Source organism: Agrobacterium sp. (assembly GCF_032092815.1).
In the GTDB taxonomy this organism is placed as follows: Bacteria; Pseudomonadota; Alphaproteobacteria; order Rhizobiales; family Rhizobiaceae; genus Agrobacterium.
In genome coordinates this window covers 1-22,299 of record NZ_DAMDBP010000027.1, presented here as the reverse complement: position 1 = coordinate 22,299, position 22,299 = coordinate 1, and the positions used below count along the sequence as shown (strand labels likewise).

Genomic DNA, 22,299 nt, shown 5'->3' with positions numbered 1-22,299 from the left:
CCCCGTGCGCGCGGTTTGGCGTTTCAGGGGCGAGTTTTCTGCAATTCGCTCGCATCTGCACGAGGTTATGATCATGAGCGACGGCAAGGGGCTGGTTCGAACATTGGCGTTCTGGGGCATTCCGCTATCAATCGGGGTGCTTGGACTGAAGCTGCTGGCATGGTGGGTGACCGGCTCAGTTGCGCTGTTGTCTGACGGTCTGGAATCGACCGTCAACGTGGTGGCTGCCTTCATTGCCTATTTCGTCATTCGTTACGCGCAAAAGCCAGCGGATGAAGACCATCAGTTCGGTCACCACAAGGCGGAGTATCTGTCGGCGGTTGTCGAGGGTGTGCTGATCGTGCTGGCCGCATTGTTGATTGTGAAAGAAGCCTGGGCTGGGTTGTTCGCGCCACGTCTGCCGGAAGCGCCGGTGCTTGGTCTTGCTATCAATGCTGCTGCCGGTGTCATCAATGCTGTCTGGGCCACCATCCTGATCCGTGTTGGCAAACAATATCGCTCGCCAGCCCTTGAGGCTGATGGTCACCACATCATGTCTGACGTGGTGACGTCGATTGGTGTTCTTATTGGTCTGGTTCTTGCCATCCTTACCGGTTACGCCATTCTTGATCCGATCCTTGCGATCGTGGTTGCCATCAACATTCTGTTTCAAGGCTGGAAGGTCATCTCCAATTCGATCGGTGGGTTGATGGACCGGGCCGTGACACCGGAAGAAGAGGAGCAAATCAAACAGGCGATCACTGCCAACGCGAGCGGGTCTGTCGGTGTGCATGATTTGCGGACACGCCGGGCAGGTGCTGCAGCCTTTATCGATTTCCACCTGGTGGTACCTGCCGAAATGAGCGTGGGAAATGCACATGAAATTTGCGACCGCCTTGAAGATGCCATACGTGCGGTGATACCGGGGGCCAGCCTCGCTATCCATGTAGAGCCGGAAGGCGAGAAGGCGCATGGCGTCATGGTAAAAGTTCGCAAAGGAGAGAAAATATGACCGATGTTTCAGGTCTGTCGCAGCTGGGCACTAAGGTCGACACTCCGGAAAGCCCAGAAAAGGCCGTGCTGGAAAAGGTGCCGAACGGCAATGCCGGCACTGATTACGTGGTGCGCTTTACGGCGCCAGAATTCACATCGCTCTGCCCGATGACCGGACAGCCGGATTTCGCACATATCGTCATTGATTACATTCCCGGTGAATTCCTGGTGGAATCGAAATCACTGAAGCTGTTCCTGCATTCCTTCCGCAATCATGGTGCATTCCATGAGGATTGCTCGGTTTATATTGCCAAGCGGTTGGTTGATCTGCTGCAGCCAAAATGGCTGCGCATCGGTGCCTACTGGTATCCGCGTGGCGGTATTCCGATCGATGTGTTCTGGCAGACGGGCGCTGCACCGGAAGGTGTCTGGCTTCCGGATCAGGGCGTGCCGACCTATCGCGGTCGTGGCTGACGGACCGACACGGCTGATTCAGGCGAATGAACTGTCATCGCCTGAATCAAAATCCATGTCTGCACTGTCGTCATCATTATCGCTGTCGTCATCGGTTGACTGTATGTCATTTCCGGTGTTGTCAGACCCTGCGGTCTGATCTGGTGTGTCATTGCCATAGTAACTGTTGACGACAGTTTCTTCGACCGGTGCGTTGCCGGTGACGGGCGATCCGAGGCCCAGAGATGACATGTGATTTCCGAAAATCCCGCTCAAGGAATTGGCGAGCAACATGCCGCCTGCCACGCCGGCCGCGGTGCCGAGCGCGCCTTGCAGGAAACCGCCGCCAGCTGACTGGGCTGCGGGCTGCGGGTTCCACGGACCTGCCGGTTGTTGTGGTTGGGCGCGACCCCACGGGCCTGCTCCTATCGTATCTGTGCGGTAGCTTGCAGCGGAGGGCTGGGTTGCTGGGGTTGGTGTTTGCGGAACGGGCGGTTGTTGGCTGGAGCCGAAGATCGAGCTTAAAAAACCACCCTGGGCGGTGTGATGGGGATCGGCATTGCCAGCCTCAAGCTGGTGAATACGTTCTTCAAGCCGGGCGATATGGGCTGCGGCGGCTTCAAGCCCCTTTTCCTGCACGATAACTGCTTGTGCCAGATAATAGGGGGCGGAGGGCTGGTCGCGCATGGCGCGCTCAATCAGCATTTCCGCGTCGCCGTCTCGCGGTGTCGATGCGGCTGATCTTGTCCTGTCCAACAGGGCAGTGAGAAGTCTGGTTTCTTCCGGTGACATGAGTGCCTCCTTACCGAACAAAGAAACATGCCGATAAGGAGGTAGGTGCTAAATCCGGCTTTTCAAAGCTGCCGGAATTTTAAATTTTGGTAATGGATCAACCGCCGAAAACCAGCGACAGGCCGGCAAGAGCGGTGAGGGCGCCGATGACGCGGCTGGCAATCATGCCAAGACGCGCAATGCCAAGGCCAAGCGCAAGGCCTGCGACATGCAACAAGGCCGTTGCGATGACGAAACCGACGCCGAACTGGAGGGCACCGGCGCTGCCAAGTTCGCCGCCATGGGCATGGCCATGGAACAGCGCAAAAACGCCAACCACGGCGGCTGCGGCCGAAGCGGGGAGGCGGGCTGCCATGGCAACCAGAAGGCCAAGGGCGATCACAGATGCCAGAATTGCCGGTTCAACGAAGGGCAGATCAATACCACCGAGTGCCATCAGGAAACCGACTGCCATGGTGCCTACGAAGGCAGATGGCACGACCCAAAGTGCGCGTCCGCCAATCTGCGCTGCCCAGATGCCAACAGCCACCATGGCCAGAATGTGGTCTGCGCCGAAAAGCGGATGAGAGAAACCGGCCATGAACGAGCCGTGTTCTTCCGGGTTCAGGTGGGCGAAGGCTGGAAGGGTGGTGCCAGCCAGTGTGGCGGCGGCAATTGAAATACGTTTGAACATTGTTCCCTCTCGAAATTTTTATTGCAGCGACACAGTCCCGAAGAGCCTCCCGATCCAGAGCTTGCGACGCGATTTTAACGATATCGTAAGCGTGAAGTCGCTGTCTATCCGCCATTTACCGGTGTGCTGTTTATTATACAGTTCTGCGCCTTGTCTTTTTCGCTCATTGTTTTACGACACAAATCACACTATGTCCGAAAGACAGAAGAATTACGTTGGAGATCCGTGAATGAACGAAGAAGACGACGACAAGAGCAAGGAACTGCCGATCGGTAAGGAAACGGAAGCGAATCTTTTCAAGTCGCGTTCTATCTTCATTTATGGCGGCATTACCCAGGAATTGGCGCAGAAGGTCTGCACGCAGCTCGTGGCACTTGCCGCAGCCAGCGACGAAGACATTCGCGTTTACGTCAATTCGCCAGGTGGTCACGTGGAGTCTGGCGACAGCATCCACGACATGATCAAGTTCATCAAGCCGAAGGTCTGGATCATCGGTACCGGCTGGGTCGCATCGGCTGGTGCACTGATCTATGTGTCTGTGCCGAAAGAACGCCGCCTTTGCCTGCCAAACACCCGCTTTCTGCTTCACCAACCATCCGGTGGCACACGCGGCATGGCATCGGACATCGAAATCCAGGCACGCGAAATCATCAAGATGAACCAGCGTCTGATCAAGATTTTCTCAAAGGCCACCGGCCAGACGGAAGAAAAGATCGCCAAGGACATCGACCGCGATTACTGGCTGTCGGCTGAAGAAGCCAAGGCCTACGGTCTGACCAGTCGGATCGTGGAAAACCAGTCCGAACTGTAATCTGTTCGACTGTTGACCTTTTAAAAGCCCGTGCCGCTTCAAGCCGCGCGGGCTTTTTTCATGTCATTGAAATCCCTTTGGTGCTTTTTGGGAAACCCTCGGGTACCGTTAAATTCGATTCTTTCGAGTATTTCAAAAGCGGACGTGGGATTATGGCAACTCAGGATGATGGCAATAGGCTGGTCGCGAACGATGATGCAGTTGAGCTTGCTGTTGCTCGCAGCCGTGGGCGGCCCAAATTGTTGTCCGATGCCGAACAGGCCGCGCAGATAAAGGAAACGTCGCGCCAGCTGTTTTTACAGCAGGGATATGGGGGCACCACCATGAATGATGTCGCTGCCGCCTGCCGGGTTTCCAAACGCACGCTCTACAAACATTTTCCGGGCAAGACGGAGCTTCTGGAAGCGGTGATTGCTTTGCATCGTACCAGCATGCTGGCCTTGCCGGGTGATTATGATCACCTGCCTTTGACCGAGGCGCTGGAGAAGATTTTCGTCATCGACATTGATGAGAAGGGTGACGCGGAGCGGGCGGCTTTTCTCCGGCTGATCATTGTCGAGGCGGCGCAGTTTCCCGAAGTTGGCGAGTTGATGGGCCGGCTTGGTGCCGATGTCGCAAAAAGCCTGTTGGCGGAGTGGCTGGAGAGGCAAAGGTCGCGTGGGCGCTTGCAAATCGATGATGTGAAAAGCGGAGCGCAGATCCTGATGGATATGGCTTTTGGTGCGGTGGTCAGCAAAACCGGAAGCGGGCCGGAATGGCCGGGGCTAGAAGATCGCAAAGCCTATTTGCGCCGCTGCATCCGCATTTTCGTGCACGGTGTTGCCGCGCCAGTGTGAGTGCGCGGCTTCAAGGATAAAAATTCAGGCGTGGAGGCGGTTTAGCCTCCACGTTAGGTTGGATCAGACCCACATCTCGCGGTCGCCGAATTCGTCACCATCGGTGAAGTTCTTGGTGCCGATCTTGCTTTCTTCGACCTGCGGTTTCTGTTCCTGGGCTGCAGGCTTGCTGGCAGTTTCCGTGCTCTTGCTTTCGGCAGCCTTGGCCGCTGCAATCTGCTGTTTGAGGGCAGAAATTTCGGCGTTGATCTCCGCCTTGTCGTCTTCGCTTTCCGCTTCGGAAAGCTCGCTCTGCTTGGCGGCCAGCGCTGCTTCCAGATCTGAGACGCTGGAGCTGCTTGAACTGCTTGTTGTGGTTGATGTGCTGGTGGATGAGACGAGCGAAACGCTGGAAATTGCCCCTACCATAATGCCCTCTGATTTGTGCCTGTATAAGGGTACTCTAGGGTGTATTAATTAAGGTACCCGTAGCCCAGCTTTTGTTTCCGTTTCATTCGTCGGGTAGGGCTCCCTTGCGTCTCCTGCGTTTTTTTGATCTGTGATAGGTGCAATCACACGCTGTCATCCACCTTCGAGTCCCCGCCATGTTGAAAGATTTTTCCGTCCAAAGCCTGTTCATGGGCTGCCTTACGGCATTTGTCGGCTTTGCCAGTTCCTTTGCCGTTGTGTTGCAGGGTCTAAAAGGCGTTGGCGCCACGGATTTCGAGGCGGCGTCCGGATTGATGGCGCTTTCCGTATCGATGGGACTGTGCGCAATTGTCTTGTCAGTCGCCACGCGATTGCCGGTCAGTATTGCCTGGTCGACGCCCGGTGCCGCACTTTTGGCGACGACAGGCGTGGTTGAGGGCGGTTTTTCGGCTGCTGTCGGTGCCTTCATCATATGCGCCGTGCTGATCATGATTGCCGGTCTTTTCAAGCCGCTCGGCCGCGCTGTTGCGTCCATTCCAGCACCTCTAGCCAATGCCATGTTATCCGGCGTCATCATCGGCTTGTGTTTTGCTCCGATCAAGGCCATCGGTTTCAATCCTGCGCTCAGCCTTCCCATCATTGTGGTCTGGATCGTGGTCGGGGCATTCAAGCGGCTGTTTGCCGTGCCGGCTGCCCTTCTGGCTTTTGTGCTGGTGATGGTTTTTGGTGTCGATATTCCCGCTGGCGCGCTGAACAGCATTTCACAATCGCTGAAACCGCCCATGGAATTTGTAACGCCATCATTTAATCTGCAGGCGCTGATCTCGATTGCCTTGCCGTTATTCATCGTGACGATGGCATCGCAGAACATTCCGGGCATCGCAGTGTTAAAGGTCAATCATTATGACCCGCAGCCCGGTCCACTGTTCGCGACCACCGGCTTTTTCTCGCTGTTGTCCGCGCCATTTGGCGGTCATGCCGTTAATCTTGCCGCCATCACCGCTGCGATGTGTGCCGGTGAGGATGCCCATGCCGATCCGAAGCGCCGTTACTGGGCGGCGATCATTGGCGGGGTTGGTTATATTATTCTCGGTCTGCTGGCCGGTGTGGTGACGGCCTTTGTGGCGCTTGCTCCACCGATTCTCATTCAGGCGGTGGCCGGACTGGCGCTGGTTGGTGCATTTTCGGGTTCGGCCGTTGCGGCCTTCAAGGAACCTGACACGCGAGAAGCTGCAGCAATCACCTTCCTGATCACGGCGTCCGGCCTGTCATTCGGTGGCATTTCCGGTGCTTTCTGGGGGCTGATGGCGGGTGGCCTGATGATGGTTTTGACGCGTTTCGTGAAACGAATGAAAAATTAAAGATGCGCTTGCATCAGAATCTTTCGGCAATTATAAGCGAACGCATGATTACTTGCTCCGCAACCTTTTCCGGCATGAATGCGCAGATTTCTGCGAACGCTTGCCCATGCGGTGCACTCTCGCTTCTTAGCCTCGACCTTACACGCGGTTGCCGGGTCCAGTGAGGAGCGCCCGGCGGCCGAAAGCCCGCTGGCGCAAACGCTCCTCATACGAAATTTCTGTACATACTGGATTTTTTGCCCGCTTGAGGGCGCGCATCTCACGTTGGTTCCCAAGCCACGGATGCGCAAGGAGGAAGTAACATGGACTCGAAAATCATCACCAGCGCAAACGGCATGTCTGACGCAGCTGCGAAATACCGTCCCTATCCAACCATCAATATTCCTGACCGCACATGGCCATCCAAGACCATTACCAAGGCACCGATCTGGTGTTCGGTTGACTTGCGCGATGGCAACCAGTCGCTGATCAACCCGATGGGACATGACCGCAAGGCGCGCATGTTCAAGCTGCTGCTGGAAATGGGTTTCAAGGAAATCGAAATCGGTTTCCCGTCGGCGTCGCAGACCGACTTCGATTTTGCACGCTGGTGCGTGGAAGAGGCCGGTGTGCCTGACGATGTATCCTTGCAGGTGCTGGTGCAGTGCCGCCCGGAACTGATTACCCGCACGTTCGAATCTCTGGTTGGTGCCAAGAAACCGATCATCCACTTCTACAACTCGACATCGGAATTGCAGCGTCGCGTGGTGTTCGGCAAGGATGTGCACGGCATCAAGCAGATTGCGGTCGACGCGGCCAAGATGATCACCGACATGGCCGAGAAGGCCGGTGGCGGTTACCGTTTTGAATATTCTCCGGAAAGCTTCACCGGCACCGAACTGGAAGTGGCGCTGGAAATCTGCAACGCGGTGATCGAAGTGGTAAAGCCGACTGCAGACAACAAGTTGATTTTGAACCTGCCTTCGACGGTCGAAATGGCAACTCCGAACGTTTATGCCGACCAGATCGAATGGATGTGCCGCAACATCGACAATCGCGAAAACGTCATCATTTCCCTGCATCCGCATAATGACCGTGGCACGGGCATTGCGGCAACCGAACTGGGTCTGATGGCTGGCGCTGACCGCGTGGAAGGCACTTTGTTCGGCAATGGCGAGCGCACCGGCAACGTCGACCTGGTGACCTTGGCGTTGAACATGTACACGCAGGGCATTGATCCGGAACTGGATTGCCGCGACATCGAACGCATCAAGTCGGTGTATGAATATTCCAACGAAATGGCGATTCCTGAGCGTCACCCCTATGTTGGCGAACTGGTCTATACCGCGTTCTCCGGCTCGCACCAGGATGCGATCAACAAGGGCATGAAGGCAATCAAGCAGTCCAATACCGGTGTTTGGGAGGTGCCTTACCTGCCAATCGACCCGAAGGATGTTGGTCGTTCCTACGAGGCGATCATTCGTATCAACTCGCAGTCGGGCAAGGGTGGTATCGCCTATATTCTGCAGCAGGATTACGGCATCAACCTGCCGCGCAATCTGCAGGTGGAGTTCCGCGAGGACATTCAGCGCATTACCGACGAAGAAGGTGTGGAGCTGCCTGCCAAGCGCATCTACGAACGGTTCATCGAGCGTTACGTGACCCAGCCTGATGCCCGCCTGAAATTCGTTGACCATCACACCTATCCGGCCGGTGATTTCAAGGGCGTGCGTGTGGTCGCGGCCGAGATCATGGACCGCGGTGAGGTCAAGCGCATTGAAGGCAAGGGCACCGGCCCTATTGATGGCTTCATCAACGCATTGTCTGTCTATCTGGGCATCGACCTCTCGGTGAACGACTATTCCGAACATTCGCTGCAGCATGGTTCGAATGCATCGGCCATTGCCTATGTCGAAGCTGAATATGATGGTGGCAAGCTCTACGGTGCTGGCGTCAACACCAACATCGTCGCGGCATCGCTGGAAGCGATCGTTTCGGCTGCCAACCGCGTTCTGGAAGAGCGCGCCAAAAAAGCCTGAGGCTTTTAAACCTCAAGATGTCATGCCCGGTCTAGTCTCGGGCATGACAAACCTGGCTTGATTCAAGGTATTGAATCGCCAGCTTAAAGTCAGACGTAAAGGTACCGCGCCGCGCGGGCGCTGATCGGCAAACAAGCCAATTGCTGTTTGGTGCTTACGCGTCCGGTGGTGCGAAACCGATCACGCGGCCATTTTCGTAGAACACTCTGACATCCTCAAATTCGATAGCCGTTGCCGTCTCATTGAGTGAATGGCGCTCGCAGGTGACATTCCATGCGCCCTGTTCGCCTGAGATGTTGAACAGGTTGTAACCGGCACGTGGTTTTTTACCGCCGGGACCTTGCGAGGCCGAGGCGATGCCAACCACCGGAATATGGTCGAGCCCGTGGTGGGTGTTGAGCCAATGTACCGTGTTGAGATGGGTGTGGCCGTGCAACACCAGTTCAGCGCCACCGGTTGCGACAGCGCCGGCAAAACGGCGGATGCCGATCATGCGTTTATGGGTGGCTGCTGCGCCACGGATCGGCGGATGATGGATCATCAACACACGAAACAGGCCCATTTCGCCTGCTTTTTTCAGCAGTTCGGCTGTCGCACGCGCCTGCCTGCGGCCGAAATAACCGGTCGCTGAAAAGGGTGGGGTGGCAATCGATGTCGAGCAGCCGATCAAAGCGACCGGGCCGCGAACGCGCATATAGGGGAAAATCTTGCGATCCTCATCCCATTCTTCGGGGTCGCCATCGCCGCGCACATAGGGGTACCACGCATTCATGGCCTTGTCGTGCGCACCAGCGACATAGGCATCATGGTTGCCAGGGACGACTGAAACAGACGATGGTTCGCCTACTTCTTCCAGCCAGTCGGCGGCGGCGCGAATTTCAATGCCGGTCGCAAGATTGACGAGGTCACCGGTTATCGCCAGATGGTCGGGCTGTTTCGCCTCCAGATCATCGAGCAGTTTTTCCAGTGTATCTGTGAAAAGGTGCTTGCGACGGTTGCGATGCCAGTTCACAAATCCTGTAATGCGTTTAGACGCCAGTTCACGGAATGTAAGCTTGGGCAGGGGTCCAAGATGGACATCTGAGATATGCGCGAGTTTGAACATGGTGGCAGACATATCGCATAAGATCATGAAACGGAATTGTTTTTGGCCATGATCGGAAAGGCAGAATGAACGAAAAAGGTTCCCCCGAAAAACAAGGTTTGTTGACGTGGTTCGTGACACGCATCCTGCATGCGGTGTTCCTGGTAACGCGTGGCATGACAATGGGGGTGCGGGCGGCCTGTTTTGACGCGCAAGGTCGGGTGTTTCTGGTGCGCCATTCCTACTTGCCGGGCTGGTATCTGCCCGGTGGTGGCGTTGAGCGCGGCGAAACGGTGATTGAGGCGCTGCACAAGGAAATTCGCGAGGAGGGCAATCTGACGGCGACCAGCACGCCGGAGATTTTCCATGTCTATTTCAACAACAAGGCCAGCAGGCGCGACCATGTCGTGCTCTACCGGTTGAATGTCGAACAGACGGCGCCACGGCTGGCGGATTGGGAAATCAAGGAAAGCGGATTTTTTGATCCGGACAATTTGCCCGAGGATGCAACGGCGGCAACGCGCCGCCGTCTTCAGGAATTGAAGGGTGAGATCACCGTCTCCGATTACTGGTAGGCGCGGGGATTAACCCAATGCCTGCCGGTTATGGGCCATTTCGAGATTGATGGCTGGACCTACCGGTACAATGCCCGTCGGATTGATCATCGTGTGGCTGCGGTAATAATGTTCCTTGATGTGGCGCATATCGACTGTCTCGGCGACACCAGGCGTCTGGTAGAGATCACGTAGATAACCGCTCACATTGGGATAGTCAGCAATGCGGCGAATGTTGCACTTGAAGTGCCCGACATAAACCGCATCAAACCGCACCAGCGTGGTAAACAGCCGCCAGTCAGCCTCGGTCTGTTTTGCGCCAAACAGAAAGCGTTGCTGTTTCAACCGTGCTTCCAGAATATCCAGCGTTTCAAACACATTGATGGCGTTTTCCTGATAGGCGTCCTGCGTGGTTGCAAAACCGGCCTTGTAAACACCGTTGTTCACCGTGTCGTAGATGAGGCTGTTGAGATCATCAATCTCCTGTTGCAGTGCCTGCGGATAGAAGTCTTCCTGCGATCCGGTAAGGTCATTGAAGGCGCTGTTGAACATGCGGATGATTTCCGCCGATTCGTTGGAAACGATGGTGGTGGTCTTTTTGTCCCAGAGGACTGGCACGGTGACGCGACCGGAATAGTTTGGATCTGCTTTGACATAGACCTGCCACAGCGTGGACGAGCCGAACAGATGATCCTCAGTCGCTGCCGGTGTGCGGTCGGCCTCGGATTTGAATTCCCAGCCATTTTCCAGCATCAGCGGATCAACGACTGAGACGGAAATCAGATCTTCCAGCTTCTTCAGTTTGCGAAAGATCAGTGTGCGATGTGCCCAGGGACAGGCCAGCGACACATAGAGGTGATAACGGTCTTTTTCCGCCTTGAAGCCGGCCTTGCCGGATGGGTCGGGCTCGCCGTCTGTAGTGATCCAGTTGCGGAACTGCGAGGCGCTGCGCTTGAAATGGCCACGGGTTTCCTTCGTGTCATACCAAACGTCTTTCCAGACACCTTCCACCAGCATACCCATGGTGCAACCTCCTGTTTCAATTTTTCTGAGGTCACAAGATAGGCTATTTCCTGGTGTAATCGATAGCTTAATCGTGAACAGTGCGTTCTGGATCGTTCACAACAGTGATTGTTGCGTCGTCAGAATAAAGGCTGGACGCTTCCTGGGAATCCTGATATCAGGCAAAACCAACTCTAAGGATTGACTGATATCAATGACTGAACCACGGATGCTCCGACGACGCTGACGCTCTTAAACGCCTCTTGAGGCGTAGCTGTCGCTATTGTCATGTCCGCTTTTTGGTTCGGGTCTTTTAATGTCCAAGCACGATCTGGTCTACCTTACCGAGCACGCATCTCACGATGCTGCCATCGAAATCATCAACGAAGAAGCATTTGGTCCGGGTCGTCACACCCGTGCGGCAGCGCGCATTCGCGAGCAGGGGCCTCATGACCGGACATTGTCCTTCATTTGTGCCGATGACGGTGAAACCATTGCTTCCGTGCGGATGACACCGGTGCTGGCTGGTGGTGTCAAAGGACATATGCTGGGACCACTTGCGGTGCGGCCTTCGCACAAGAGCATGGGCATTGGCCGGGAACTGGTGCGGATTGCCATCGAAGCGGCAAAACGCAAGGGTTCTGAAGCGGTTATCCTGATTGGTGACCCGCCTTATTATATGCCGCTCGGATTTGAGAAGGTCGCTTACAAGGCGCTGGATTTTCCGGGACCTGTTGACCCCAATCGTGTGCTGGTTGTTCCGCTTGGCCAAGATGTTCATGCCCGGTTGAAGGGCGTGATTGGCTGGCGGCAGTGTGACGCCGTCGTGGAATTACAGGACGCTGAGGAAGAGGCCTATGAGGAGCCGCAGCGGGCTTTCGCCTGATCTCCCGTTCTCAATTTGAATGATCACAAAAAGACCTGACAGAGTGTCTGTCAGGTCTTTTTCTTTGATGTCGATATGTGCTGAAACAGCTATCAGCGACCTTCACGCCACCACACGGCGGCAAAGGCAAACAGCAGCACGCCCAATCCCGCAAAACCGGCAAACAGCGGCAATGTGTTGACGCCGGTCAGCACAGTTTCATTGGTCATGCTGATCAGCATGCGGTTATTGTCTGCGACGCGAATTTCTCCACGAACGGGCAAAATATCTGGCAGGTTGAGGCGACCGTCCTCATCCGCAACACGGTGCACGCTGCCTTTTGTTTCGGCAGCCAGCGGTGCAAGGGTTTCGGTGGTCGAAATCATCGCCTTGAACTCAGGCGCATCAACGGCACCGACATGCACCAGCGTGGTGAATTCGCCATTGGTGATTTCAAACAGGCCGGTTTCATCCATGCGCTGTTCCAACTTGTAGAGGCCGGGACCAGCTTCGGTAAACGCCATGGTTTCGGTCTTGCCGGATGGGAACTTCACCGTTGCCTGACCGGGATCATCGCCAATCGTCTGGCGGGTGACCTCAAGTGTGCGGCCATTGGCGCGGCCGGTGAGGGCTTCTTCCTCAAGCTCCGGCTCTTTCATCAGCCAGTGGGCAATGCGCCGGTAAAGCGACACGTGCGGGCCGCCGCCTTCAAAACCACGCGCCCAGAGCCAGCCCTGATCGGACAGCAGCATGGCCACGCGACCTTCGCCCTGACGGTTCAGCACCAGCAACGGATCCTGCCCATCGCCCAGCATCACGGTTTGGCCGGCCGGAGGCTCAACACTGACCGTGCGGAACCAGCGACCCCAGGCTGGAGGGTCCTGTGTCGAACCTTCAAGACCACGGGTAACAGGGTGTTTTTTGCCAGCATCCGACAGGCGAGGGTAGAAAGCGGAATTGTGCATCTGCCCGGTCGGGTTGGCTGGCAGGACGCTGGCAAGTGGCGTCATGGCAATCGAATCCTGACCGGCATGTTCTGGTCCAGCCGCAATCAGCAGCGCGCCACCCTTTTCGACATATTGCGCGATGTAATCATAATAGAGAATCGGCAACACGCCACGGTGCTGGTAGCGGTCGAAGATGATGAGGTCGAAATCCTCGATCTTTTCGACAAACAATTCGCGGGTCGGGAAGGCGATCAGCGACAGTTCGTTGATCGGTGTGCCATCCTGTTTTTCCGGTGGACGCAGAATGGTGAAGTGCACGAGATCGACGGATGCATCGGATTTCAAGAGGTTGCGCCATGCGCGTTCACCGGCATGGGGCTCACCCGATACCAGCAGAACACGCAGGTTCTGGCGGATTCCTTCAATCAAGTGAACGGCACGGTTATTGGCTGTGGTGACTTCGCCCGGTAGCTCTGCAACCGAGAACTCCATGACATTGTTGCCGCCACGCGGCACCTTGAAATCAAAGGGTGTTGGCTGGCCGGGTGTTGCCTGTACCTTTGCCAGTTCCTCGCCATTCATGCGAATGGTGACTTCAGCCGGGCCGCCCTGGCTACGACCATCATCAAATACACGGAAGGTCAGCTGCTGGTTTTCGTTGACGATGCCGAAACGCGGAGCGCGAACCACTTCGATACGACGGTCAAACTCGTCCGCCTTGCCGGTGATCAAACCGTGGATCGGTGCCTTGAAACCTAGGTCCTGACCGGGATTTGGAATGTCGTGGATCTGGCCGTCGCTGAGGAAGATGGCGCCACCAACCCGCGATGGCGACACATCTGAAATGGCCGAGTTGAGCGAGGAAAACAGCCGTGTTGACGGTGTGTCGCTGGTGCCATCATCCCTGACTTCAATGACACGCGGCTCGATGCGTGGAAAGCGCGACAGGCGATCCTGCAACTGCGCCAGCGCATCGTCGGTCATCTTGCTGCGCTCAGCCGTGTCCTGGCTTTGCGAACGGTCAACAATGACGGGCACGATAGTGGAAAGCTGCTCGCGCTCTTCCTGCGTCAACAACGGGTTGAGGATAGCCAGCAATAGCGCGGCAAGTGCGATGCCGCGCAGCCATGCGCCGCGCACACCACGCCACAGTCCGAGCACGAAAAGCAACAGGGCTGCAACGGCCAGGATGATGATGGCGACCCACGGGAGGAAAGGTGCAAAGGTCAGTGTCATATCATTGCCCCAGTCTTTCCAGCAGGGCAGGCACGTGGACCTGATCTGCCTTGTAGTTTCCGGTCAGCATATACATCATGATGTTCACACCGGAGCGGAACGCATGTTCGCGCTGCACTTCATCCGGCGGAACGGTTGGCAGGGACGGCGCTCCATTGTCGTCAATTGCCCATGCGCCAGCAAAATCATTGCCGGTGATCAGAATAGGCGTCACGCCATCACCCGATGAGGACAGGCCTGATGTGGTCTTGCCGGAATCCTGCCGGGATTCGACCCACAGCGGACTACCATTGTATCGGCCCGGAAAATTCGTCAGCAGGTAGAAGGAGCGGGTCAACACATGGTCTTCCGGTGTCGGCTCCAAAGGCGGAATGTCGATATTGGCGAGAATGACCTGAAGGCGTTCGCCATTGGCGCTGGTGCCACCATCGTTGCCGAGAGAGGTGAACTGGTCGCGTGTGTCAAACAGCACGGTGCCGCCAGCGCGCATATAGGCATCGATGCGCGAGATTGCGGCGCTGGATGGCATGGGGGCACTGGCGGAAATCGGCCAATAGATGATCGGATAGAAGGATAGCTCATCCTTGGTAATATCCAGACCCACCGGCGCGCCGGGTTCCAGCGTGGTGCGCCAGGTCAGAAACTCACTCAAACCCTGTAAGCCGCGCTTCGAGATATCATCGATATCATTCTCGCCGGTGATCACGTAAGCGAGATGGGTGGTGTCGAGGCGTTCGAAAATCGCCTCATCGCCGGGTTTGGGGTCATCGGCACGGGCGGTATCCGGTGTCAGCAATGACAGGGCGGCGATGGTTGCGAGCATCACGGCAGCTGCCGAGCCTCTGGCACGCGGCAGACGGGCGAAAGCGCCATTCATGAAAAGGATGATCAAGCTGTCGGCAATCAGCAGCAGGAAGGCTGTAATGAAAAGAGCAGGGCGCAGGGAATGAGCCGTTTCTCCGATCAGGCCTTCGCGTGCCACGGGGATATTGGCCAGCGAAACATCGAGTGGTTCCAGTTTTGCACCTGCGGGCAGAAGGTTGAGCGCCACAAAGCCGTCCTCCGTACCGTAAAGACCGGGTGGGGTTTCGAAATTTGCGAGTGGTGTCTGACCCGGACGATTTTCCAGTGGTCTTGCCGTGCCGGTTTCGGTGGTCAGCGTCCCATCGGCCATCAAAAGGCGATAAGGGGCAAGGCTACCAACGGCACTGCCTTCGGCGGCCGCGCCAGCGGCTTTCGACAGCTGCACGAGGCGACGCAGCATTTCAACGAAATGGCCTGAAATCGGCAGGTCGGACCATGTGGCTTCCGCACTGATGTGGAACAGAATGATGCGGCCAGCGCCATTCTCGCGGGTGGTTACCAGCGGTGTACCATCAGCAAGGCTTGCCCATGTCCGTTCGGCAAGATCAGGCGTTGGCTCTGCCAATACCTGACGTTTGACCAATACACCCTCGGCCTTCGGCATGCCTGCAAAAGCACCGAAACTCGGGAAATCAGCCAGTGGCTGTGGTTCTGCCCATGACAGGGCGCCGCCAAGTGTGCGTTCACCCTGACGAAGCGTGACCGGTACAAGCGGATCGTCAGCCGGGGCTGCGGCAAGGCGTGGGCCTGCGAAACGGATCAAGGTGCCGCCACGCTGCAGCCAGCGTTGCAGCGGCTCATAGGTTTCAGCCGGCAGGCGCCCGATATCTGCCATGACGATGACAGACGGATTGGCCTGCAGTATTTCCGGAATGGCCACCGAAAGGTCTGGCTGTCTCTGCTCGATCAGGTCGGCATAGGGCTGCAGAGCGCGGCTGATGTAAAACAGTGGCAGCAGCAGTGGCTGGAAATCGCTTCCGGTATCGCCTGCAAGAAGCGCAACGCGGCGACGGCGAAAACCATCATCCAGCAGATGGACGGAACCTGCGGTCGACAGGCCTTCAATCGACAGACGGGCAAAGTCGTTGCGCAGTTCAAACGGCGCTTCGATGGTGCCGGTGGCCTCATCAGCACCAGCGGCAAAAGCAGCCGTTCCGGTGCCGAGCGTGCGACCCTGACTGTCCTGCGCATTCACCGTCAGATTTTCTGCATCCGTGGTGTTGAGCCGCGCAATGGAAAGCGACATGGAATCTGAACCATTGGTGGCGGAGGTGATGGCGGAAATCTGCTTGCCGTCACCTTCAATCAGGCGCAGTTCAGAAGGAGAGAGGCTGGCGAGATCGGCCAATGCATCCTGATCACCAGCTGTGGCAATGCCATCGGCGACAAAAACCAGCGTGCCTGGCGGCGTGCCATTTAATGCTTCAATGATCGATTCAGCTGTTTTAACGCGGTCTGGAACCAGCGGACGTGGTTTCGCCGCTGCCAGTTTTTCACGCGCCACGGCTGCGGTTGCCGGCACGGCATCATTTGTCGTCTCAGCAGTAAAGCTGATGGAAACTGGCACATCTTCCCGTTCGGCATCGTCAATAATGGCCGATACGGTCTGCACACGACGATCCCAGTCAATGGAGGTCGCCCAGCCATTATCGACAACCAATACAAGTGGACCGCCACCGGCCACGGAGGTGTTGCGTGGATTAAGCACAGGATCGGCGAGCGCCAGAATAACCAGAGCCGCCAGCACCATGCGCAGCAGGGTCAGCCACCACGGGCTTTTCGACGGTGTTTCCTCACGCTTCAATACCGTTGCAAGGATCTTGAGCGGTGGAAATACCTCGGCTTTCGGTCGCGGCGGGGTCAGGCGCAACAGCCACCAGATGGCGGGCAGGGCTGCGAGACCAATCAGGATATAGGGATTGGTGAAAATGAAAGGCAGGGCGCTCATGAGGCTCCTCCACCTGTTGTACCGGCCGGAGAGCCGGAGAGATACATATGCATTGTCACCAGTGCTTCGGAGGCGAGATGGTCCGTGCGGTGAAACACGAAATTCCAGCCCATGCGACGAAGCGCTGATCCCAACGCATCACGCCGTGCGAAATAGGCACGGGTGTAATCCTGCTTGATGGTTTCTGCGCGGCCGGACACCAGCTTTTCGCCTGTTTCCGGATCCGAAAACTCTGTTCTGCCGCTATAGGGGAAGGTTTCCTCTGCCGGATCGGCAATTTCAACCACATGGCCACGCAGACCTCGGCGTGCGAGTGGCGAAATGCGCTCCATGACATTGGCGGCGTCGTCCAGGAAATCGCCGATCAGCACGATATCGCTAGCACCTTTGATCATTCCAGTGTCCGGCAGACCACCGCTTAGCGGGGCATGCATCAGCGCTGTCGCCAATCGTTCGGCCGCATTCCGCGCCGAAACCGGTTCCATGATACCGGGACACCCGATCCGTTCGCCGGAGCGCGCCAGAATTTCGGCCAGTGCCAACATCAGCACCAGTGCGCGGCTTTCCTTGGACACCGGGGAAAGGGTTGATTTATACATCATCGACGGAGACAGATCCGCCCACAACCAGATGGTGTGGGCCGCTTCCCATTCGCGGTCACGCACATAGGTATGATCGTCGCGAGCCGAGCGCCGCCAGTCGATGCGCGACAGGCTTTCACCCTCGGCATAGGGGCGGAATTGCCAGAAGTTCTCACCAATGCCGCGTTTGCGGCGGCCATGCCACCCGGCAATTACCGTGTTGGCAATACGTTTTGCTTCGACCATGCAGTCCGGCACCAGACTTGCGCGCTGGCGCGCCCGCGCCAAGACGTCAGGACCCGGGGTCTTCTCTACGATCTGACCAATGGATGCCACATGCGCTCCTTTTCTGCCCTGAAGGGTCAGCCTTTGGCCTGCGCCACAAGTCCTGCAATCACATCACGAACCGACATGCCTTCCGCTCTCGCGGCAAAGGTCAAGGCCATGCGGTGTTCCAGAACGGGTTCCGCAAGGGCATAAACATCATCAAGAGACGGGGCGAGGCGGCCTTCGTAAAGCGCGCGTGCACGTGCTGTCAGCATCAGCGACTGGCCGGCACGTGGGCCTGGACCCCAGGCGACGTTCTTGTCCGTCAAGGCATTGCCGTGGCCTGGACGCGCCGAACGCACCAAAGAGAGAATTCCGTCAACGACCTTGTCGCTGACCGGCATCTGACGAATGAGGGTCTGGATTTCCATCAGGCGTTCTGCGTCAATCACGCGGCGTGCCTCACCTGATGTGGTGCCTGTCGTATCGAGCAGGATCTGACGCTCGGCAGCAAGGTCTGGATAATCGACATCCACCTGCAGAAGGAAACGGTCAAGCTGCGCTTCGGGAAGCGGATAGGTGCCTTCCTGTTCCAGCGGGTTCTGGGTGGCCAGAACGTGGAATGGTTTGGGCAGATCATAACGCTGGCCAGCGACCGTGATGTGGTATTCCTGCATGGACTGCAGCAGGGCGGACTGGGTGCGTGGGCTGGCGCGGTTGATTTCATCCGCCATCAGCAGCTGGGCAAAGACCGGTCCCTGGATGAAACGGAAGGAGCGGCGACCGGTGTCATCTTGATCCATGACTTCCGAACCGACAATATCAGACGGCATCAGGTCAGGGGTAAACTGGATACGGTTGGCATCAAGGCCGAGTGTTGTGCCGAGCGTCGTCACCAGCTTGGTTTTGGCAAGGCCCGGAACACCGACAAGCAGTGCGTGGCCGCCGGAAAGAATGGCCAGCAGCGTGTTCTGCACGACCTTTTCCTGGCCGAAGATAACCTTGGAAACATCTGCACGGATGGCTGCGATATCGGCCAGCGCCTTTTCGGCTGCGGCAATGATCGCCTTTTCATCGAGGGCTTCGCTGGTGTTCATCATGCCCATGTCGCTCTCCTCAATATTTTCATCGAACCGGTCGGCTCATCCTGCGGTCCTTGCGAATCGTGGCCCTAAAGCGGATTCCGCACTGCATATAGCTTATTGTCATCGTGGCGGCTGACAAGCATGATTCAAATGACTATCTCGTTACTCATGTTCCATTACGTGTAAAGCGGGACTCGAATATGGCAAGCGAAACGATAAATTCAGCCCGGGATGCGGCAGGTCTTGCCGCCCTGATTTCCCGCGCGGCCGAACAAACCGGTGACAAACCGCGCGGTCCGGCGCCTGTCGAGCGCTGGAATCCACCATTTTGTGGTGATCTCGATATGGAGATCAGGGCGGATGGCACCTGGTTTTACATGGGCACGCCCATTGGCCGGGCGCCGCTGGTACGGCTGTTTTCCACTGTTTTGCGAAAAGACGAAGATGGTAAAACATATCTTGTGACGCCTGTGGAAAAAGTCGGCATCAAGGTGGTGGATGCACCGTTTCTTGCTGTCGAGATGATGGTGACGATAGAGGGGGGCAAACAGCAACTGACATTCCGGACCAATGTGGGGGATGTGGTGGCAGTTGGAAAAGATAATCCGCTCCGTTTTGAAATCCATGGTGCAAATCACGAATTGAAACCCTATCTGCTGGTACGAGGCCGGCTTGAAGCCCTGGTTTCAAGAGCGGTTATGTATGATCTGGCATCACTAGGAGAGGCGATAGACATCGACGGTATCGCGATGTTCTGCGTTCGATCAGGTGACGATGTTTTTCCAGTCATGCCGATGAATGAACTGGATATGTTGTCGAAATGAGTGATGTGATGCAGTTTTCCGCGGGCGAATTTCGCCGTCGCGTGCTCTCCATGAATGACGACGCATTCGAGACGGCTGGCGTGCATGGCGACCATCGCCTTAACCCGGCGGTCCGTTTTTCAATGAATGGTGTGAAGCTGAAGGATGCCGCCGTTCTGGTGCCTGTGGTCGATGACGGCGATGAAGCGCGGGTGATTTTTACGCAGCGCACCGCGACGCTGCGCAAACATTCCGGCCAGATCGCCTTTCCCGGCGGTGGCATTGATGAGGAAGATGAGAACGCCGAAATTGCCGCACTGCGGGAAGCGGAAGAAGAAATAGGGCTGGCGCGGTCATTTGTGGAGCCGCTTGCCGTGCTGCCGGACTATGTGTCCGGCACAGGTTTTCGCATCAAGCCGGTTTTGTCGGTGGTCAAACCCGGTTTTGATTTGATCCTCAATCCTGCTGAGGTGGATGAGGTATTCGAGGTGCCCTTGTCATTTCTGATGAACCCGGACAATCACGTGCTTGCCAGCCGGGTGTTTCAGGGTCATGAGAGACATTTTTACGAGATGCCCTATGGCGAACGGTACATCTGGGGCATTACGGCGGGCATTGTCCGCATGATCTATGAAAGGCTTTACGCATGAACAGCATTGCCGGGCAGGACTGGTTTTCCAAACCTGCACTTCAGCGCATCCTTGGCTTGTTGAACGCCGATGGCGGCGAGGCACGGATTGTCGGCGGCGCCATCCGCAATGCTCTGATGGATATGCCGGTGGGGGATATCGATATCGCCACCACACTTCTGCCGCAGGATGTGGTTGAACGCGCCAAAGAGGCTGGCATCAAGGCCGTGCCAACCGGCATCGAGCATGGCACGGTGACGCTGGTCGCCGATGGTGAAGGTTACGAGGTCACCACCCTGCGCCGTGATGTGACGACCGATGGGCGCCGCGCCGAAGTTGCCTTCGGGACCGACTGGCAGGCTGATGCGGAACGCCGTGACCTGACGATCAACGGACTTTATGCCGATGGTGACGGCAATGTTGTTGATCTGATCAATGGCTTGCCTGACATTGAAACCCGTACCGTGCGTTTTATCGGTGATGCGGCGACCCGTGTCGCGGAAGATTATCTGCGCGTTTTGCGCTTTTTCCGGTTTTTTGCCTGGTACGGTTCGGGACGTCCGGATGCCGATGGGCTGAGGGCAAGTGCCCGGGCTAAGGATAAGCTGTCCACATTGTCGGCCGAGCGTGTTTGGAGCGAGTTGAAAAAACTGCTGTCAGCGCCTGATCCATCACGTTCGCTGTTGTGGATGCGCCAGTCCGGCGTGTTGGCGCAGGTGCTGCCGGAAACCGAAAAGTGGGGCATTGATGCCATTCACGGGCTGGTGGCTGTCGAACAGGCATTGCAGTGGCCGATCGACCCGCTGCTGCGCCTCGCGGCAATCATTCCGACGGATGCGGGCAGAGTAGAGGCTCTGGCAACCCGGTTGCGTATGTCGAAAAACGAAACAAATCGCCTGATCCAGTGGGCTGACGCAGCGACCCCGGACGCTGCCATGGCGGAAACGGCGCTTGATCGTTTGCTTTATCGTCAGGGCAAGGAAGGTGTGTTGATGCGGCTCAAGTTGGCGCTGGCATCGGCCCGTGCTGATGTTTCTGCTGGTGAAGACGCGATGCGCAAGATTGCGCGTCTGTCGACGCTCAATGCGCGTGCCAATGCCTTCGTCAAACCGTCGTTTCCGCTGAGCGGTGCCGATGTGCTGGCAGAGGGTGTTCCGGCCGGACCAAAGGTCGGAGAGGTGCTTTCCGCGCTTGAGGACAAATGGGTCGAGGGCAACTTTGCACTCGATCGGGCGGGGCTGACCGCTCGATTGAAGGACATGGTGCAAGGCTAATCTGAATAAGCGAATTGCCCCGACATTCGCGCATGAGCGTGACACGCTAGTATCGTTACGACGTAAGCTATGTCCCAAACCAACATGGGTTTGGGACATTGATCTGGCATGTCGAATAATCGTTTGGTGCCAATCAGGCGGCGTTTGCTTCGTTGCGAATGCGCGTCTTGATGTTTTCGACCATGTTTTCACGGATCACCGTTTCACCATGGGCAGCACGCATATGTTCCACGGCACGACGAACGACTTCAGCGTCGTCTTCCGCACGTGTGTGCCATGCACATCCCGGCACCAGTGTGCCACATTCGAATAGTCGCATCTGAACCTCCCTGTTCATGAGGCAGGGACGCATGTCAGATTTTTAGCCCTGCCTGTTATGTAACGACGTGTCTCCGGTAATGTTCCGGTTTATTTAGGTCCGCTTTTTCTAGCCGAGTTTACTCTGGCATTGCCCAGCACTGGAAAACCGAAGAGCTGCACATGGATGAGGTGCGGGGATGCCCGTCATCATCATTTGCGGCAATAAGGCCTTCGGGGCTGATTTCGCCTGACAGAGTCCGTTTAACCTGCTCAACGTAAAATGCATGAGGCAGGTCACGATCCCCGCTCGCACGCAACTCGGTTGCGAGACGATCAATCAATTCTGGAGATCCGATGGGATGCGGTCGGCCTGCGGGGACTGCGGATAAAGGCATGCTGTTTGAAGTAATCATGACGATAGCTCCTCCAGTACGTCTGGGAGGGAGACTAGCACCATTGAAGCATTTCATTAAGTCCTAATTTTAGGGTCAGGACCCATTGATTTGAACTGACGGCTGTGATTCAGATGGGCGTAT

21 protein-coding genes are annotated in these 22,299 nt (G+C 56.6%); 11 read left to right on the top strand and 10 right to left on the bottom strand.

Translation table 11 applies throughout. The features are described from left to right. The first annotated feature begins 73 nt into the window (after nucleotides 1-73). Nucleotides 74-991 carry a cation diffusion facilitator family transporter gene (locus tag RT613_RS15810; RefSeq protein WP_313616826.1) on the top strand — a complete coding sequence of 306 codons (918 nt, stop codon included), beginning with the start codon at nucleotides 74-76 and terminating at the stop codon, nucleotides 989-991. Next, a complete protein-coding gene (queF, locus tag RT613_RS15805; RefSeq protein ID WP_313616824.1) occupies nucleotides 988-1,446 on the top strand; it encodes a preQ(1) synthase in 459 nt (152 codons plus the stop codon). Before RT613_RS15810 ends, queF begins: the two co-directional genes overlap by 4 nt. A gap of 18 nt (nucleotides 1,447-1,464) precedes the next feature. Here queF and RT613_RS15800 read toward each other — a convergent pair whose 3' ends face one another. Both RT613_RS15800 and RT613_RS15795 read right to left on the bottom strand, forming a co-directional pair. Further along, on the bottom strand, nucleotides 1,465-2,217 hold the full coding sequence (locus tag RT613_RS15800; RefSeq protein WP_313616822.1) for a DUF2076 domain-containing protein: 753 nt from the start codon (nucleotides 2,215-2,217) through the stop codon (nucleotides 1,465-1,467). Between the two features lie 97 nt (nucleotides 2,218-2,314). Next, nucleotides 2,315-2,890: a HupE/UreJ family protein gene (locus tag RT613_RS15795; RefSeq protein WP_313616820.1), complete on the bottom strand. Its 576-nt coding sequence runs from the start codon at nucleotides 2,888-2,890 to the stop codon at nucleotides 2,315-2,317. Between the two features lie 229 nt (nucleotides 2,891-3,119). On the opposite strand from RT613_RS15795, the gene RT613_RS15790 reads away from it, so the two are divergent. Beyond that, entirely contained in the window at nucleotides 3,120-3,701 is a 582-nt protein-coding gene (locus tag RT613_RS15790; RefSeq protein WP_313616818.1) for an ATP-dependent Clp protease proteolytic subunit, read from the top strand. 152 nt (nucleotides 3,702-3,853) lie between these two features. Then, a complete protein-coding gene (locus RT613_RS15785; RefSeq protein ID WP_313616817.1) occupies nucleotides 3,854-4,537 on the top strand; it encodes a TetR/AcrR family transcriptional regulator in 684 nt (227 codons plus the stop codon). Between the two features lie 63 nt (nucleotides 4,538-4,600). On the opposite strand, the gene RT613_RS15780 is transcribed toward RT613_RS15785, so the two are convergent. Next, a complete protein-coding gene (locus RT613_RS15780) occupies nucleotides 4,601-4,945 on the bottom strand; it encodes a hypothetical protein (protein WP_313616816.1) in 345 nt (114 codons plus the stop codon). 176 nt (nucleotides 4,946-5,121) lie between these two features. Between RT613_RS15780 and RT613_RS15775 the strand changes: the two genes are divergently transcribed. Together RT613_RS15775 and leuA are read left to right on the top strand one after the other, a co-directional pair. Further along, entirely contained in the window at nucleotides 5,122-6,306 is a 1,185-nt protein-coding gene (locus RT613_RS15775; RefSeq protein WP_313616815.1) for a benzoate/H(+) symporter BenE family transporter, read from the top strand. 302 nt (nucleotides 6,307-6,608) lie between these two features. Beyond that, nucleotides 6,609-8,324, top strand: a complete 1,716-nt coding sequence (leuA, locus tag RT613_RS15770) for a 2-isopropylmalate synthase (protein WP_313616813.1) — start codon at nucleotides 6,609-6,611, stop codon at nucleotides 8,322-8,324. A 154-nt stretch (nucleotides 8,325-8,478) separates the two neighbouring features. Here the strand turns inward: leuA and RT613_RS15765 are convergent, their stop codons facing one another. Then, nucleotides 8,479-9,429, bottom strand: coding sequence for a metallophosphoesterase (locus RT613_RS15765; protein ID WP_313616878.1), 951 nt, complete (start codon nucleotides 9,427-9,429; stop codon nucleotides 8,479-8,481). A gap of 65 nt (nucleotides 9,430-9,494) precedes the next feature. Here RT613_RS15765 and RT613_RS15760 point away from each other — a divergent pair, with 65 nt between their 5' ends. Then, entirely contained in the window at nucleotides 9,495-9,983 is a 489-nt protein-coding gene (locus RT613_RS15760; protein ID WP_313616811.1) for an NUDIX domain-containing protein, read from the top strand. A gap of 9 nt (nucleotides 9,984-9,992) precedes the next feature. On the opposite strand, the gene RT613_RS15755 is transcribed toward RT613_RS15760, so the two are convergent. Continuing rightward, nucleotides 9,993-10,985 carry a glutathione S-transferase family protein gene (locus tag RT613_RS15755; RefSeq protein WP_313616809.1) on the bottom strand — a complete coding sequence of 331 codons (993 nt, stop codon included), beginning with the start codon at nucleotides 10,983-10,985 and terminating at the stop codon, nucleotides 9,993-9,995. Between the two features lie 295 nt (nucleotides 10,986-11,280). Between RT613_RS15755 and RT613_RS15750 the strand changes: the two genes are divergently transcribed. Next, a complete protein-coding gene (locus RT613_RS15750) occupies nucleotides 11,281-11,850 on the top strand; it encodes an N-acetyltransferase (protein WP_313616807.1) in 570 nt (189 codons plus the stop codon). Between the two features lie 92 nt (nucleotides 11,851-11,942). Here the strand turns inward: RT613_RS15750 and RT613_RS15745 are convergent, their stop codons facing one another. From RT613_RS15745 to RT613_RS15730, 4 genes are read right to left on the bottom strand one after another with little or no spacing between them, the layout of a single operon-like run. Then, the gene (locus tag RT613_RS15745) at nucleotides 11,943-14,012 is read right to left on the bottom strand and encodes a hypothetical protein (RefSeq protein WP_313616806.1); all 2,070 of its coding nucleotides are present in this window, start codon (nucleotides 14,010-14,012) and stop codon (nucleotides 11,943-11,945) included. A gap of 1 nt (nucleotide 14,013) precedes the next feature. Beyond that, entirely contained in the window at nucleotides 14,014-16,824 is a 2,811-nt protein-coding gene (locus tag RT613_RS15740; protein ID WP_313616804.1) for a DUF4159 domain-containing protein, read from the bottom strand. Continuing rightward, a complete protein-coding gene (locus RT613_RS15735) occupies nucleotides 16,821-17,741 on the bottom strand; it encodes a DUF58 domain-containing protein (RefSeq protein ID WP_313616802.1) in 921 nt (306 codons plus the stop codon). The genes RT613_RS15740 and RT613_RS15735 overlap by 4 nt, the downstream gene beginning before the upstream one ends. A gap of 26 nt (nucleotides 17,742-17,767) precedes the next feature. Then, on the bottom strand, nucleotides 17,768-18,778 hold the full coding sequence (locus tag RT613_RS15730; protein WP_313616801.1) for a MoxR family ATPase: 1,011 nt from the start codon (nucleotides 18,776-18,778) through the stop codon (nucleotides 17,768-17,770). Between the two features lie 179 nt (nucleotides 18,779-18,957). Here RT613_RS15730 and RT613_RS15725 point away from each other — a divergent pair, with 179 nt between their 5' ends. Genes RT613_RS15725 through RT613_RS15715 form a run of 3 tightly spaced genes read left to right on the top strand, consistent with a single transcriptional unit; the run spans nucleotide 18,958 to nucleotide 21,463 of the window. Beyond that, the gene (locus RT613_RS15725) at nucleotides 18,958-19,581 is read left to right on the top strand and encodes a DUF1285 domain-containing protein (RefSeq protein ID WP_313616876.1); all 624 of its coding nucleotides are present in this window, start codon (nucleotides 18,958-18,960) and stop codon (nucleotides 19,579-19,581) included. Continuing rightward, nucleotides 19,578-20,210, top strand: a complete 633-nt coding sequence (locus RT613_RS15720; RefSeq protein ID WP_313616799.1) for a CoA pyrophosphatase — start codon at nucleotides 19,578-19,580, stop codon at nucleotides 20,208-20,210. Before RT613_RS15725 ends, RT613_RS15720 begins: the two co-directional genes overlap by 4 nt. After that, a complete protein-coding gene (locus RT613_RS15715) occupies nucleotides 20,207-21,463 on the top strand; it encodes a CCA tRNA nucleotidyltransferase (RefSeq protein ID WP_313616797.1) in 1,257 nt (418 codons plus the stop codon). Before RT613_RS15720 ends, RT613_RS15715 begins: the two co-directional genes overlap by 4 nt. A 133-nt stretch (nucleotides 21,464-21,596) precedes the next feature. Here RT613_RS15715 and RT613_RS15710 read toward each other — a convergent pair whose 3' ends face one another. Beyond that, nucleotides 21,597-21,782 (bottom strand): DUF1059 domain-containing protein, encoded by a 186-nt coding sequence (locus RT613_RS15710; RefSeq protein ID WP_313616795.1) that lies wholly within the window; start codon nucleotides 21,780-21,782, stop codon nucleotides 21,597-21,599. Nucleotides 21,783-22,299: the final 517 nt, after the last annotated feature.